This window comes from Candidatus Woesearchaeota archaeon, assembly GCA_016192995.1.
GTDB lineage: Archaea > Nanobdellota > Nanobdellia > Woesearchaeales > DSVV01 > JACPTB01.
Window position 1 is genome coordinate 45,950 of the sequence record JACPTB010000002.1, and the last position, 14,968, is coordinate 60,917.

Annotated in this window: 19 protein-coding genes; 14 read left to right on the forward strand and 5 right to left on the reverse strand. The window is 31.7% G+C overall.

What is annotated here, in order from left to right:
• Window positions 1-25: 25 nt before the first annotated feature.
• The 3 genes from HYY69_01880 (at window position 26) to HYY69_01890 (ending at window position 2,522) form a co-directional block, all read left to right on the forward strand.
• A complete protein-coding gene (locus tag HYY69_01880; GenBank protein ID MBI3032198.1) occupies window positions 26-886 on the forward strand; it encodes a winged helix-turn-helix transcriptional regulator in 861 nt (286 codons plus the stop codon).
• Complete coding sequence (locus HYY69_01885) at window positions 883-1,341, forward strand: hypothetical protein (GenBank protein ID MBI3032199.1); 459 nt, start codon at window positions 883-885, stop codon at window positions 1,339-1,341. Before HYY69_01880 ends, HYY69_01885 begins: the two co-directional genes overlap by 4 nt.
• A 203-nt stretch (window positions 1,342-1,544) precedes the next feature.
• Entirely contained in the window at window positions 1,545-2,522 is a 978-nt protein-coding gene (locus tag HYY69_01890; GenBank protein MBI3032200.1) for a Fic family protein, read from the forward strand.
• Window positions 2,523-2,580: 58 nt separating this feature from the next.
• On the opposite strand, the gene HYY69_01895 is transcribed toward HYY69_01890, so the two are convergent.
• Together HYY69_01895 and HYY69_01900 are read right to left on the reverse strand one after the other, a co-directional pair.
• Window positions 2,581-2,934 (reverse strand): response regulator, encoded by a 354-nt coding sequence (locus tag HYY69_01895; GenBank protein MBI3032201.1) that lies wholly within the window; start codon window positions 2,932-2,934, stop codon window positions 2,581-2,583.
• A gap of 6 nt (window positions 2,935-2,940) precedes the next feature.
• Complete coding sequence (locus HYY69_01900; protein MBI3032202.1) at window positions 2,941-3,777, reverse strand: aldo/keto reductase; 837 nt, start codon at window positions 3,775-3,777, stop codon at window positions 2,941-2,943.
• Between the two features lie 91 nt (window positions 3,778-3,868).
• Here HYY69_01900 and HYY69_01905 point away from each other — a divergent pair, with 91 nt between their 5' ends.
• The 8 genes from HYY69_01905 (at window position 3,869) to HYY69_01940 (ending at window position 8,689) form a co-directional block, all read left to right on the forward strand.
• Window positions 3,869-4,132 carry an AbrB/MazE/SpoVT family DNA-binding domain-containing protein gene (locus tag HYY69_01905; protein MBI3032203.1) on the forward strand — a complete coding sequence of 88 codons (264 nt, stop codon included), beginning with the start codon at window positions 3,869-3,871 and terminating at the stop codon, window positions 4,130-4,132.
• Window positions 4,129-4,539, forward strand: a complete 411-nt coding sequence (locus tag HYY69_01910; GenBank protein MBI3032204.1) for a putative toxin-antitoxin system toxin component, PIN family — start codon at window positions 4,129-4,131, stop codon at window positions 4,537-4,539. The genes HYY69_01905 and HYY69_01910 overlap by 4 nt, the downstream gene beginning before the upstream one ends.
• A gap of 326 nt (window positions 4,540-4,865) precedes the next feature.
• Window positions 4,866-5,030: a hypothetical protein gene (locus HYY69_01915; protein MBI3032205.1), complete on the forward strand. Its 165-nt coding sequence runs from the start codon at window positions 4,866-4,868 to the stop codon at window positions 5,028-5,030.
• Window positions 5,031-5,074: 44 nt separating this feature from the next.
• A complete protein-coding gene (locus HYY69_01920) occupies window positions 5,075-6,427 on the forward strand; it encodes a hypothetical protein (protein MBI3032206.1) in 1,353 nt (450 codons plus the stop codon).
• 79 nt (window positions 6,428-6,506) lie between these two features.
• Window positions 6,507-6,725, forward strand: coding sequence for a hypothetical protein (locus tag HYY69_01925; GenBank protein ID MBI3032207.1), 219 nt, complete (start codon window positions 6,507-6,509; stop codon window positions 6,723-6,725).
• A gap of 11 nt (window positions 6,726-6,736) precedes the next feature.
• Entirely contained in the window at window positions 6,737-7,048 is a 312-nt protein-coding gene (locus HYY69_01930; protein ID MBI3032208.1) for a zf-TFIIB domain-containing protein, read from the forward strand.
• A gap of 16 nt (window positions 7,049-7,064) precedes the next feature.
• Complete coding sequence (locus HYY69_01935) at window positions 7,065-7,895, forward strand: class I SAM-dependent methyltransferase (GenBank protein ID MBI3032209.1); 831 nt, start codon at window positions 7,065-7,067, stop codon at window positions 7,893-7,895.
• On the forward strand, window positions 7,892-8,689 hold the full coding sequence (locus HYY69_01940) for a class I SAM-dependent methyltransferase (GenBank protein MBI3032210.1): 798 nt from the start codon (window positions 7,892-7,894) through the stop codon (window positions 8,687-8,689). Before HYY69_01935 ends, HYY69_01940 begins: the two co-directional genes overlap by 4 nt.
• Window positions 8,690-8,719: 30 nt before the next feature.
• On the opposite strand, the gene HYY69_01945 is transcribed toward HYY69_01940, so the two are convergent.
• Together HYY69_01945 and HYY69_01950 are read right to left on the reverse strand one after the other, a co-directional pair.
• Window positions 8,720-9,523 (reverse strand): class I SAM-dependent methyltransferase, encoded by an 804-nt coding sequence (locus tag HYY69_01945; GenBank protein MBI3032211.1) that lies wholly within the window; start codon window positions 9,521-9,523, stop codon window positions 8,720-8,722.
• Between the two features lie 31 nt (window positions 9,524-9,554).
• Window positions 9,555-10,862, reverse strand: coding sequence for a PLP-dependent transferase (locus HYY69_01950; protein MBI3032212.1), 1,308 nt, complete (start codon window positions 10,860-10,862; stop codon window positions 9,555-9,557).
• Window positions 10,863-11,011: 149 nt separating this feature from the next.
• Here HYY69_01950 and HYY69_01955 point away from each other — a divergent pair, with 149 nt between their 5' ends.
• The 3 genes from HYY69_01955 to HYY69_01965 all read left to right on the forward strand — a co-directional run bounded on the left by HYY69_01955 (window position 11,012) and on the right by HYY69_01965 (window position 12,804).
• Window positions 11,012-11,278: an AbrB/MazE/SpoVT family DNA-binding domain-containing protein gene (locus HYY69_01955; GenBank protein ID MBI3032213.1), complete on the forward strand. Its 267-nt coding sequence runs from the start codon at window positions 11,012-11,014 to the stop codon at window positions 11,276-11,278.
• Window positions 11,272-11,604, forward strand: coding sequence for a type II toxin-antitoxin system RelE/ParE family toxin (locus HYY69_01960; GenBank protein MBI3032214.1), 333 nt, complete (start codon window positions 11,272-11,274; stop codon window positions 11,602-11,604). Before HYY69_01955 ends, HYY69_01960 begins: the two co-directional genes overlap by 7 nt.
• 75 nt (window positions 11,605-11,679) lie before the next feature.
• On the forward strand, window positions 11,680-12,804 hold the full coding sequence (locus tag HYY69_01965; protein ID MBI3032215.1) for a hypothetical protein: 1,125 nt from the start codon (window positions 11,680-11,682) through the stop codon (window positions 12,802-12,804).
• A gap of 179 nt (window positions 12,805-12,983) precedes the next feature.
• Here HYY69_01965 and HYY69_01970 read toward each other — a convergent pair whose 3' ends face one another.
• Window positions 12,984-14,849, reverse strand: coding sequence for an ATP-dependent DNA helicase (locus HYY69_01970; GenBank protein MBI3032216.1), 1,866 nt, complete (start codon window positions 14,847-14,849; stop codon window positions 12,984-12,986).
• Window positions 14,850-14,968: the final 119 nt, after the last annotated feature.

The window sequence follows — 14,968 nt, forward strand, 5'->3', positions numbered from 1 at the left end:
TTAAAGTTATCAACTATAATAACATATGTTATCAAAAATAATAACAAAAGTAAACGAACGGATATTAAGGCATCTCATAGACCAAAAAGCAAGTTTAACTGAAATAGCAACTGCTACAAAAACAACAAAAGCAAATATATCGCGATCATTAAAAATATTGGAAAAAGAAGATCTTATAAGGAAAGAAATTAAAGGAAAAACCCATATATATAGATTTAATTATTTCCATAGGTATGCAAATACTATTCTTAAGTTGTTCTTAGATGATATTAAAAAAAAATATGATCAGAAATTATGTTACAAACCAGCGTTATTAAATGGATTACTGAAACAGATGCTTAATGATAATTATGTAGGCGTAATTTTTTTCGGTTCAAGTATAAACAGAAATTTTAATGATATTGATATTTTTATTCTCCTTAAAAAAACAGATGGCAGCAAGGCGTTGATAGAACGCATTAAAAAAATAGATTTTAGATTTTCACCCATCATTGGCACACTTCAAGAAATAGAGAACGGCTTAAGTCATGAAGATATGCTTTTTAAAAATATCACCAACGGCCTACCATACTCTTGTGAACAAGAGGTCATTTATCTAAAGTATAGATCATTCTTCTTGAAAAAGCAAGATATTGAAGAGAGATTTATAATAGGTTATAGAGAGATCTTGTCATGCCTTGAGTTTTCTGAAAAAGAATATTTAAAAAGACATTTAGAAAAGGGTATTAGGGATATTATGTATGCAGCGATGAATTATAAAGATTTAAGCCCTAAGGATGACAGAGAATTAGATGTAATGTTCAAGAAATCCTATAAAATGAAGCTTCCTGACAAGGTAAATAAAGCACTGCAGTTTGCAGAGAAAATAGGTGGATCAATTTTATGAGAGAAGAAGAAATTAAAACAGAATTAGGTTTAGGAGTACGTTGTTTTCTTGAAGTTAAAGAGAGAAGCAAGAGAGTTACCATAGATCATTTTGAAGAGCTGCAGCTATTAGAATCATCATTCAGCAGATTATTTCTCTGTGTTGAACATGTATCTAATGCATTACTTGTTTTTGAAACTGGAAATTTCAGTAAGAAACATTTTGGAGATTTTGCAAAACTAGAAAACATAAAACAGAAATATAGTCTTGATTTGCAAAAACTTTATCACAAAACATATTCGTTTAGAGCTTATGCTGATTATAGAAAATTTCCTGAAATTGAAAAAGATTTTAATCGAGAAACTCTTAAACAAGAGCTTAAAACTGTCGAAACAACCATAAGCACTGTAATTAATATTATCAAACAAAAGATAAATTTAGAACAACTAGAGTTAAAAATTAAAGAACAAAAATAAAACAATTAAGAGCTATTTTGTGTCTTTATTTTTCCAGAAATAATCAAAATAACCTTTAAAGCTCGCACGTATTTCTTCAGATTCAATAACAAAAGCAAAAGGCTGTTTAGTCCACAATATTTGTGCAACTTTATTCCCAAAAATAATAATTGTAGACCCTAAAACACAATCTTTAAATATATGTAGACCCTAATAATCATACCATGCACATTGAAAAGAAGAACATACAAGGAAAAAACTATTATTATGCCCGTGTTTCAGCTAGAGTAGGTAATAAAGTAAAAAAGAAAACCGTTGCTTATTTAGGCAAAGATCCTATTTCTAAAAAAGAATTAAATAAGAAAATAAAGAGAATTTCTTCAACAAAAGTTAATTTTATTCTCAAAAATATGAAAGAAGATAAGGAAGATTGGAACATAGTGTTTCTCTCATCTGAAGAGCTTAAGAAAATCGAAGAAATCAAGCAAGATTTCAAGAAAAAGTTGGATATAGATGATGAAAAACTAAAAGAAGATATGTTTAAAGATTTTAAAACAGAATATATTTACAACACCAATGCCATTGAAGGAAATTCATTAACATTGCAGGAAACTAATCTGCTGCTTAATGAAAACATAACACCAAAAGGTAAGGATTTGCGGGAGATTTACGACCATATTAATGAAAAGGATACCTTTGATTATATTATTAAAGAAAAACCAACAATAAACAAGGAAATAATTATAGATATTCATCAAAGACTGGTTAAAAATATTGACCAGAGGACAGGATCGTTTAGAAAGCAAAACGTAAGAGTATTTGGTGCTGAATTTACGCCGACTGAAGCAAAATACGTTGAAATTGATATGAACATTTTATTAAAATGGCATGAACAACATAAGAGAAAACTGCATCCATTAATTCTTGCCAGTATTTTTCATGAAAAGTTTGAAAAGATACATCCATTTTATGATGGGAATGGAAGAACAGGAAGAATGTTAATCAATCTTATCATATTGCAGAATAATCTGCCACCATTAGTAATCAAAAACAAAACCAGAAACGAATATTATACAGCTCTATCTGAAGGTCACAAAGCTGATTTAACTAAATTAGAGCCTGAAAAATATCAAAAGATAGTAACATTTTGCTATAAAGCATTTATTGATACTTATGAAAAAATATTTTCAAAGTGGGGATAATCATTTGTAGACCCTAATTAATAAAATAAATATTAATGTAGACCCTAAAAATAGCCAATTATTTGCTTGTCATTATTTCGCCAATTTTTCTAACTAAATCATCAATCCCAAATGGCTTTTTTAAAAAAGAGTCAGCATCAGGTGCTTTTTCAGGATAACAAGAAATTGAAAGAATAGGTCTTCGAGAATATTTTTGTTTTAATGCAATAACAAGATCATCACCACTATAACGCACGCCAAGTTCGCGATCAACAATCGCAAGATCATACCGCAAATCTAAATCTCTTAAATCATCCAAGCAAGCTTCGGCTGAATCATAATGAAAAACAAAGTGACCTCTTTTTTCGAGCATCCTCTTTACCATACTGCCGGCTATTGCTTCATTTTCAACATAAAGTATTCCATAGGACATGTATAATTACCTCACTTTCTTCGGCAGCAATTCATCTTCATCAATAAACCAACACATCCGTAGATCTTCATTCATTGCATCCAACTGCTGCATATCTTCTTTGCTCAGCTGAAAATCAAACACATCTGCATTAGATGTAATTCTCCCAGGATGAACTGATTTGGGAATAGCAACGAGATTGTGCTGCAAGCTCCATCTTATTAATATTTGTGCAGGATCTTTATTATATTTTCGAGCTATTGCTGCAAGCTTTTTATCAGCCAATTTTTTGCCATGTGCTAATGGAGAATACGCTTCCAACTGAATACCATGTTTCTGGCAGAATTTCAAAAGATCTTTTTGATATAAATAAGGATTAAATTCAACTTGGTTAATGGCAGGAACTATATCGCAAACAGATAATAATTCTTCCAAATGATGCACGAGAAAATTGCTAACCCCAATTGCCTTGCACTTTCCTTCATCATACAATTCCTCTAAATTTCGCCAGGCATCAAGCCTATTTTTAACCGGCCAATGAATAAGATACAAATCAACATAATCAGTTTGCAATTTTTTCAGGCTCTGTTCAAGCGCTAACCGCGGATCATTAGTATCATCGTTCCATAATTTAGTAGTAAGAAAAATATCTTTCCGAGGAATACCACTTTTTTTAATCGCTGCTCCAACGCTTTCCTCATTGCGATAAATTGCAGCAGTATCAATATGACGATACCCTACTTTTAATGCATCTAAAACAGCTTGCTCGCATTCCTTTCCAGGAGCAGTCTTCCACGTTCCCAAGCCCAATCGTGGAATATTGATGCCATTATTGAGTTGGATAGTTGATTGAAGATTAAGCATAAACAATAGGTCTTTGACTTACTATAAATAATTAATCATTTTTCATAAACTTTATAAGTAAGTATATCTTATTATCTTATTAGGTGAGAATATGACTCAAACGGTTTTAACAAAATTATCATCGCGAGGACAAATAGTTATACCTATGAATATACGAAATCAACTTGGTTTAAAGGATGGAGAGACATTTGCTATTACTGGAAAACATGATACCTTAATTCTCAAAAAGATTAAAACACCATCATCTAAAGAATTATTCGAAGATATTCATGCATGGGGTGTATCTTTTGCAAAGAAAAGAAATCTTAGAGAAAAATATCTTCAAGAATTAATTAAAAAAGGCAGGCAACTTTGATCCGTATTGTAGTAGATACTAATATCTTAATCTCAAGTATTTTCTGGAATGGTGATCCTTATAAAATTGTACAGCTTTGTCTTGATTCAGAGCTACAAATAATTATATCAAATGAAATAATTGCTGAAACAACAAGAGTTTTGAAAAGAGATTTTCATCTTGAAGAAACAGAAATTCATGATATTTTAGAATGTATTAAAAGTTATGCAACTATTTGTAAAAATATTATAACTATCGAAAAAATTAGTAGAGATCCCCTTGATGACCATATCATAGCTTGTGCGACTGCATCGAAATCAGACATTATTGTTACAAGAGATCAGGATTTATTAGTATTAAAAGAATATTTTAACATAAAAATAGTAACGCCAGAACAATTTTTACAAGACTTTCACGTACAAAAATAAACAACATTTAAATATAAGTATCGCCATTCGTGTTAGTTATGCAGAAACAATCATCAGCTAAAACACAGAACAAAACTGAATACCAGTACATTTCTTTAGCTAAAGCAACCAGTGTTTCTGAATACTTTAAACAATTCTTCTATTATTTCTTTAACTAGGTCTGAGATAGTATAAACTACATCTTCAGGACCAAAAGAGCAATTATATCAATGATAATTTATTTATTTTTTCTTTTAAGTGTATAGTTTCAGAAATTATAGGGATATGGATGAAGTATAATAGCTAAACCGTAAAATATAACTACATGTACATACATTTACATTAATATGGCAACAAAATGTATTACCATTACAGAAAGTTCCTATAAAAAATTATTACTGAAAAAGGAAAATAATGAGAGTTTTAGTGAAGTTATTGACAGGCTTGCCTCTGGAAATTCATTTAGTAAACTAATAGGAATCTTAACGACAGAGGAAGGAGAAGAATATTAAAGATAATAGAAACATATTAAAATTCTGTTGATTAACTAAGTTGAATGCCTCCATTTCAAGAAGATTATAATAAAAATTACGAATTCATTCTTAAACGTGAATATTCCTTCTTGTATGGCTATTCCGCAGTGGTCGGAGAAGCAAGATTATTAAAACAAGAATTAGGTAAAGAAGATGCAGTAAGGGCAGATGGCAAAGACGGCTGGATTAGTCTATATCGTGAAAAAGGCGCACAGAAAAAACTGAATAAGAAACTGTACCATGACTTAAAAAAAGACCCGCTATTAATGAATGTTATTATCAACGAATTAGAAGAAAAAGGCAGTCATTTTATTGCAGTTGTAAATAACATGGTGATTTCAGAGCAAACTTCTGTTGAACAGTTGAAAAGTTATTATAAGGATTATTATAATGGGTTGATTAATTTTTGTGTCATATTGTGGAAATCATTTTATTTAGTTGATATTATGGCAATTATTTTCAAAGAAGCTTTAGAACAGGAATTGCCACCAGAAAAAGTAGAAGATGCAATCAAACATTATTCACATCCTTCTGAAAAAGCAGTTCTACTGAGAATTGCAGATTATTTCAAAAAAGAACATGACACCAATAAAAGAATAGAGTATGTAAAAGAACATGCGCCTTGGATTGGTAATACAGATCCCTTTGTAAAACCATTAGATAGTACACAAATCCGTGAATATGTGCTTTCATTCAAAATAAATAATAATGAACAATATGAAAATCATCCTGATTTTCATGTTAAAAATAAGGAGATTATAAAAGTATACCAGAAATTCCTTTATATTAAAGACAAACGTGATGAATACCGCAGAGAAGCATTCTATCTTGGACAAAAGCTTGTAACACAACTTGCAAAGAGATTACATTTAGTTAATGACAAAGATCTCGGTTATTTACTTCCTGAAGAAACAATGCTATCTAAAAAACAGATTGATGCAATTATTGAAAAACGAAAAGAAGCTTTTATTGTTGAGATGCATGGAGAGACTATAACAACACAACAAGGAAAAGAAATATTAAATAATTTTATTGAGAAACAGCTCACTGAACAAATACATGAAATTAAAGGGATCGTAGGAAGCAAAGGCAAAACCATCGGAAAAGTGCAGGTAATAACTAAAAGAGAAGACTTACAAAGATTTGAAGAAGGAAATATATTGGTTGCTGTTACAACAAACCCAGAATACATTGTTGCCATGCAGAAAGCATCAGCCTTTATCACTGATGAAGGTGGCATAACTTGCCATGCAGCCATTGTTGCAAGAGAGATGAATAAGCCTTGCATTGTGGGAACGAAGATTGCAACTAAGGTTTTCAAAAACAATGATATGATTGAAGTTGATGGAGAGAAAGGAATTATAAGGAAAATATAGATTACCGATTCTAAAAAAAATCTGTTTAAAAATTAGAAAAATTTATATAGTAAAAAAGACTACATAAATGTAGTACAAGATGAAAAACATTGTTTATTTTACTGAAATACGTCCAACTAAACATTATCTTGAGGAACATGCTAAGGACGTACCTTGGGATAAAGTAGTTGAATTAATTTTTAGTATAAAAAACCCTCGAAAAAAGGGTGATGTGTTTGAAATTGAAAAAGATGGTTATTATCTTGTATTTAAAATTGAAGATGATGTACTATCTGTTATAAATGCAAAACTAATGTAGGTGATACTACTATGAAATGCCCAAAATGTAACACTAACTTAAAGGAAGTAGAGGTAGCAATTTACGGCGCTAAAAATAAATCTCTAAGCTATCAATGTCCAAACTGCGACTATTTTGAGTTTGAAAAAACATCAAGCAAGAAAGTGCTTGAAGAATTACGAGAAGCTCCTCTTAAAATAAAGCAGAGAATAGTCAAATTATCAGGAGAGCGACTTGGTATTTATTTGAATAATAATGTAGTAAGAAGTTTAGATTTAAAAAAAGGTGAAGAGGTGTATGTTTCTGTCCCTGACAAAAAACATATTTTAGTAGAACTTGAGTAAAGACAGGTCATAGGTAATGGAACCAAGTATCCACAATATACAATACTGGAACAAAATTTTCAATGAAGAGAATTATTACGCATCAAAACCGTCTGATGAAGAAATTGAGATATATAAACATTTGATCGAGAAATATACAAAAGGAAAAAATTCTGCATTAATTCTTGGTGCTACTGCTTCATTACGCGATATTTGTCTTGAAGCAGGTTTCAAAACCACAGTAGTTGATATCAATAAAGACGTTATTGAAAATATGAAAAATTTCATGATACCTAATAATCAGAATAATGAGAGAATTATGATTAAAAACTGGCTTGAAATTGATGAAAAAAATAGGTATGACTTAGTAATCGGTGACGCTTCTTTTAATAACATTGCTTGGGAAGAATATACAAAACTTCTTTTGATAATTAGAAGAGCTCTTAAAAATGAAGGAATTTTTATTCTCCGACAATTTGTTTACAACAAAAACATTAAATTAAGAAAACCAGAAGAGATTATTGAAGAATTTAGAACAACAAGAAAATTAAGAAATTTAAAATACAATCTCAGGATGAACTCAAAGATTTCATGGTCAAGTACGTGGTATAATCAACAAAATTTTGAATCATATTGGAGAGTATATTTTGATTATATTAGGGAATTATTTGAGAAAAAACTTCTTACTGAAAATGAATTCAATAATGTTTACAAAGAAGCTCATAAAATAATTTCAGTGTTTCCACCTATTGAACTATGGGAAAAATTATTAAGAGAAAATAATTTTTTTATACTTGCAAAAGAAAGAGCTGAAGAATATTCCTACACAGTGTATGCACCAATCTATGTTGCAAAGGTGACCACATGAAAGGAGACTGGAGTGATGAATTTGTGCATCATTGGGAATATTATACCGGACCTGCGCGAGCATCAAAAAAAGATTTAGAGATTATAAAGTCAAAAATAAAATTAGTTGGCAAAGAGTGCAAAGTTTTAATTCTCGGCGCAACGCCAGAATACAGAAATCTCTGTGGTGAATTAAAGGTTCAAATTGCCTGCCTTGATTTCAGCAGATATAATTTTGAATACCTTAAACAAGAAGTAACAGCAAAACCACATGAAAAATTAGTCGAAGGCAATTGGCTGCAAACGGTTTTAGATGAGAAATTTGATATTATTCTAGCGGATAATGTAATCAATTTAGTTCAAAGAGAAGGAATCAACATACTTTTAAAGAATGTACAAAAAATGCTTAAGCCTCATGGTATTTTTATGCCAAGAATATACATTAGAAAGGAGCATGAAACAATCAATGAAGAACAAGTAATTAAAGAGTATCGAAAAAAAGGAAGTAAAAAACCATTATATAATTATATTGGAAGAAATTTGTATCTAACTGTTTATAACACTGAAAACGAACGAGTAATGTTAAAAAATGTTTATAACGCTGCAGAAAAATTGTTTCAAAAAGGCATTATTACTAAAGAAGAATTTGCATTCTTTGAGAAAGCTGGTATGAAAGACAGGGAATTTACATTTTATATGCCTACTGAAAAAGATATTGAAAGCGCAATGAAAAAATACTTTGATATTATTAATACATGTTATAATGCAGAAGTTGATCCAGAATTATATCCCTTGTACATTTTAAAGCTTAAATAACCAAACTTAGTTATTTTCTAGTTAATAAATTTATTTTTTCTTCAATACATAAATAGGATGATGCTCATGAAATTCAAAATCTGCGCCATGTACTTTTTTTTCAATATGAAAATAGTTGCTTAATAGCAGCTCAAACAATTCTTTATCCATCATATAAGCGCGCAATCCACTTTTTCCTATATCATCAACATGATACAAAAAACGCTGATAGCATTCAGAAGAAACTATGCTTCTTTTAAAAAGATCAGTAACATACGTTACACTATCACCAATGCAAAGACTATTATTAGTCAATGGCAATAACGAACCAAAAGCTTTGAGTTTAATATAAGCAAGATCATAATTTCTTTTTTTAAACGTAGACAAAATACTCTTTTCGTCACCGGGTTTTCGCATCATAATTTTGAGAACAAATCTGCCATTTGGTTCCAAGACACGAAAAACATTTTGCAAAAAATGCTCCCATTGCTCTAAGGGAAGAACATTGATAGATTGCTCACCATAAACAAGAGCAAAACTACTATCTTGAAACGGCAATGCCAACCAATTACAGGCAACTAATTGCTCATGAGTATTTTTATAATACATTAATTGCTTCATGCCTTCAAGCATATCAGAATTTGCATCTGCGCAAGTAACCTGAAGATTATTTTTTGCTCCCAAATCACGAAATTCTGGAGTAGAACCGAGAATAAGTAATTTTTTATGTTTAAAATCACGCATCAGTTCATCAAAAATATCTATTTCTTGCAGACTTGGACGCGCAGGATAAATAGCTTTATGCCAAGCATCAACAAATTTGCTGTAGCATGCTGAATTGTTAGGTTGTTCCATAAACATAAGTAGTTACACCGTTAATTTAAATTTAATGTGTTTTGTAAACATGATTCAATGCTGTATCTAAAAACGTTATTACTCTGCCTACTTCAAACGTTCTTCCGATCGCAAACCTTACAAGTCCTGGTTCATGTGAAGTAAGATAACCTAAAGTGTTTAAACCAATCATACGATATTGCGTATCGCCTAAACCTACTGAAAAACTAATTGGAGCAGAATCTTTATGCGTGATTAAATATTGAATTAATGCTTTTTCACGAGCAATTTTTTCAGACCCATCAACGCCTTTTAAAACAAAACTTAACACACCGCCTGCAGTACCAGATCTTGTTCCATTGCCTAAATCTGGATAATAAACTCGTTCAACAAATTCTGAGTTGTCTAAATAATCAGCAGCATGACAAGCATTAGTTACGTGATCTTCCATACGTAAACCAAGATGTTGAACCCTTTCTGCGAGAGTAAAAGCTAACTTTGGATCAAGCACTCTTCCTGCTCTTTCTTGCACTTCTTTCATGCCTGTTACTGAACCATTTCCATGGACAAAACTAAGAGGTGCAACAACAACACCCGCCAACATGTCTCCTGCTCCATTGAGATATTTAGTAGCGCTATGAATAACAATATCTGCTCCCATTCTCAATGGCTGTTGTTCATAAGGCGTTAAAAAAGTGGCATCAACAATTACCGGAACATCAAAAGAATGTGCTAATGCAGCCAAGGCTCTTGTATCAGTATATTGAATGGTAGGATTAGTTACAGGTTCATAAAATATGCCTACCACTTTTCGGTTATGTCGTTGTAATACATCTTGTACTTCACCTAAATTAGTTGTGTCAATTTTTACTGAAGGCAATAAACCTTTTTCCTCTAAGCCCTCACCAAGAACTTTATACGTTTGTGGATAGACTTGTTTTCCTTGAAGAAATAAAATATTTTTTCTATTTGCCTTAGGAATATGCCTTACTAATTCTTCAATAACAGTATCAATTGCAGACATTCCTGCAGGAAAAGATGCTGCTGCTACATGCTGTTCAACATCTGAAATATAGCCTGCTTCTGCCCGTAATAACATATAATGTAAAGCATCATGACTTGGACTGCCAGAACGAGCATAAAAATGTCCTGGATCCTGCCATGCCCTAATAGCTGCTAATTGACCAATTCTACTCATAGGAATATTTATTTGTGAAGGTTCAGAAACATCTTTTACTTTTTCCCAAGCATCAGCTAGTCTTTGATTAAATTCACTAAAATCAGGATCATAATTCTGGGGAGTAACTAAAATACTATCTCTTGCCCTTTTCCATACTCGATTAAACCAATGTTCATGCATCCTATGAGTAAAAACCACTTATATTTAAATATTCACTTAACAGTAGTTATATATAATTGGAAAAATAAATTTGTAGAAGGAGCATCAGAAATACCAAGAACCAAAAAGTATTTATATCACATAAGATTAATCTTACTTGGTGATAATATATGGAAGTTGCAATAACAAGAATGAGTTCCAGGGGACAAGTAGTGATACCTACTGAAATGAGAGAAGATATGCAGGAAGGTGATAAACTGATTATTATAAGGAATAACAACCAAATCATCATGAAGAAAGCTGATAACCTTGATAAGAACTTTAAAGATGATTTAGAATTTGCACGACGGACTGAGGAAGCATTCAAGCGAATTGAGGAAGGCAAAGGTATAAGTATGGGATTTGATGAATTCATAGAGGAAATGAAAAAGTGGTAGATGCCATATTTGATCTTCAGTTTAGGAAGGAATTTGAAAAGATTAAGAATAAAGACTTGAAAGAGAAGATTATTAAGCAAGTAAGTAAAATAAAAAATAATCCAGAGATTGGAAAACCTATGCGATACAGTAGAAAAGGAACAAGAGAATTATATATGGGTTCATCTCGTCTGTCTTACATAATTGAAGGAATATTGTTTACGTATTGGCACTTTACCATAAAGATGAACAATAGCTTCCTGTCCTTGCTTTTGTCAAGAACCACCGGTCAAAGACCGGATGGCATGAACGAAGTTCACGACGGACTTCCATCGGGTGGTTCTTGACGCTTACGAATTCCACCACCAATCAATAGATTAGTGGAATTCGAATTGTTTAAAACTTCATAAAAGTGATATTGTATGTACATCAAAATCCAAACCAAAACAAACTGTTATTTAGATGCAAATCTTCAAATGATTGCCAAGCTTTATGGTCCATTTATCTATTTCCCTTTATGTATCGAACCATTGCTCGAACAAGAAACAAAAAACATTCTAAAAAAGTATTTTTCAAACAATCTTGATGAATATTTTAATGTCGTATTGACACCAGTCAAATTTGGAGTTCAATTAGAAGAACGAAAGTCATTATTAAAAATAGCCATTAAACTAAAAGAAAGTAAAAACATTGACAAAGAAATAAATGAGCATGTTACATTATTTTCCTTCATGAAAGAAAAAGGTATGTTCATGAATTTTTATGATGAAGAGTATTATCTGCAACAAGCAAAAAAAATAAAAAATCCAGAACAAGAACTCAAACTTCTAGAAGATGAAGAACAAAAAAGGAAAAAAACATTTGAAAAATTGATTAATAAGTTAGACCATAATGATCAACTAAGGTTAAAAACAGTAAATGAATGTATTTATTTTAGAAGCTGGCGTGTTGAACATGTGGAACAAACATCATATTATGTGAAAGATATGTTTGAAGAAATAGCAAAGAGATTAGAGTTAGATAGCAATAAAGAAATTGTATGGTTATTACCTGATGAAATAACAATCTTACTAACCTCAAAACAAAAAGGAGATAAAGAATTAATTAAACAACGAAAGCAAGCATTTGTCTACCTTACCCAAGAAAACAATGATGATATTATTCTCCAAGGAAAAGAAGCATTTGATTTTTTCAAGAAAATAAAGATCAATAAAAACGAAGGTAATGAGATTAAGGGAGTTTCCGCATATCCTGGCAAAGTAACAGGAACTGCCATAGTGATTCACCATAACGAAGATTACAAATATATCAAAAAAGGAGAAATCCTTGTTATTCATGCAACATCTCCTGATATTATTCCTTACTTAACCAACATCAAAGCTATTATCACCGAAGAAGGCGGCATCTTAAGCCATGCTGCAGTCATAAGCAGGGAAATGAAGATTCCAGCTATTATTGGCACAGGAAATTGCACCAAGATAATAAAAACTTGTGAAGTGGTGGAAGTTAATACTCATAAAGGAATTGCGAAGATAATTAAGAGATAAATAGTCTATTTCTTCGTACGTAATAAGTCTGGGGTTTTAGCGCCTGCTTTTGTGAAGCTCCTCAATATCTTTATTGGGGATTTTTCGGAGTTCCAGAGAGAAAAATCCAATTAATAATCACATGAAAAGCTGAACCGGCGCTAAAACCTAAGAAGACTTATTACGTACATTTCTTCCAGCTATGTTCTCCTGAAAAATTCATCGATCAATGGTTCATAATCACGAGTTACTTCCATCTCCAAATATTCAGGAAAACAACGATAATACATAGGCAATATATACCGTTTATCAAGAAAAACAATAACACCTTTATCTGTTTCTGTGCGTATGCATCTTCCAGCATTTTGTAAACATTTTTGAAATGCGGGATAGACATAGCCATAATTCCATCCTTGCGCATATTTCAAATCGAAATATTTGATAAGCTCCTGCGTTTCAAGATCTGGTTGTTGTAAGGGCAAACCAACAACAATAACACCTTGCAAAAGATCACCAGGAAGATCAATCCCTTCACCAAAACTTCCTGAAGCAGCGCATAACAATACAGCACCAGTATTTTTATAAGACTTAAATTTATCCAATAGCTTAGTTTTATCATCTTTAGTGAGACGAGGACTTTCTTCAAATATTGTTTTAGTGACTTTTGAAGAAAAATAACGTTTAACATTTCCCATAATCGCATAGCTCGGGAAAAAAATCAAGACATTTCCTTTGATAACATTGCTTAATCTTGCGCAATGTTGTGCTATTTCCATAAATTGCTGCTCGCTTCGTTCAGTAAACTTCGTTGTAGTCAATGGCACAACCATGTCTAGCCTGTTCAATAAAGAAAAACCACTTTTGTACTCTTTTTCAAGACATCTCTCAACACCTAACAAATCACGATACATTTCTGTTGGGGTTAAGGTTCCTGACATCAAAATAGTGCTGTAGGCGTTATTAACAACAACAGAAGAAACAACTGCTGGATCTAAGCACCGATAAGATAATAAGTAATAATTTCCTTCTCGTCCATATTCTGAAGATAATATGCGAGTAAAGCCATCATCAGTGCCTAACCACGATTTAAGAAATCGAGCAATGCTTGCAATAAAGCTTCTTTTTTGCGTTTCTTTTATTGCATCGCCAACAAACTCAAGATCATTGATAAGAAGCAAATAGTCCCGGACTTTATTAATTTCATCAACAAAAGTTTGCTTTGGCAAAAGCATCTCTTTTCTCTCGCCTAATTTCTGCATTAAAGAAACAATAACTTCATTAATACCTGCAAGATATCCCATAGTTTCAGTATAATTAAATTTTTTTGCCTCTTTAATGGCATTCTTCATAACAATCCCAGATAATTTTTCAGAAGCAAACTCCCGCAAACGTCCTGGAAGATTATGAGCTTCATCAACAATAACAATACATTGTTCTAATTCTTTATCTATCTTCTTAAGAAAATTTTCGCTAATTGAGGGATTAAAAAGATAATAATAATCACAAATAATTACTTTGGCTGTTTTGCACACCTCAAGAGCAATTTCATAAGGACAAAGATTAGCTGCTTTCGAAAGAGTAATAATTTTCTCAGTGTCATGTATGCTCGTTTTTATTTGATGCAAAGTATCTTTTGCTTCTACGGTTAATCCCATAGTTTGCTTGCGGGTTTTTGCATAAAACCCGCATTTAGTGTCTTCGCGCAGTTTTTTGCAAAATTCAGCAAATTCATTGCTGTATAAGGTAGTGACTTCAGGCAATGCGCACATCCATTTTTTGCCAATAATATCTCCTACTGAAAAATCAAGGTGATATTTTTCCTGTATTTCTTGCAAAGTCTTTAACGCAATCAAATGCTGCGTATGCCGAGAAGTTAAGAAGAATACTGTTTTATCTTGTTGAAGAGCATACGTTAAAGCTGGCGCTAAAGCTGCAGCTGTTTTTCCCAAACCAGTAGGAGCATGAGCAATGATATTCTTTTGCTGCTGCAAAGAAGCAGAAATATCCTGCATAAGACGCTTTTGTTCGTCACGAACAACATCGAAAGGAAAGTAAATCTGCTCCATACTTGAACCTTAAGAGTAATTTTTATAAAGTTTTGTAATTGTTAAGATATATATGTTACAAAAATCTTTGTAACATATATATCTTAATATATAGGAAACATTTATATAATAGCAGTATC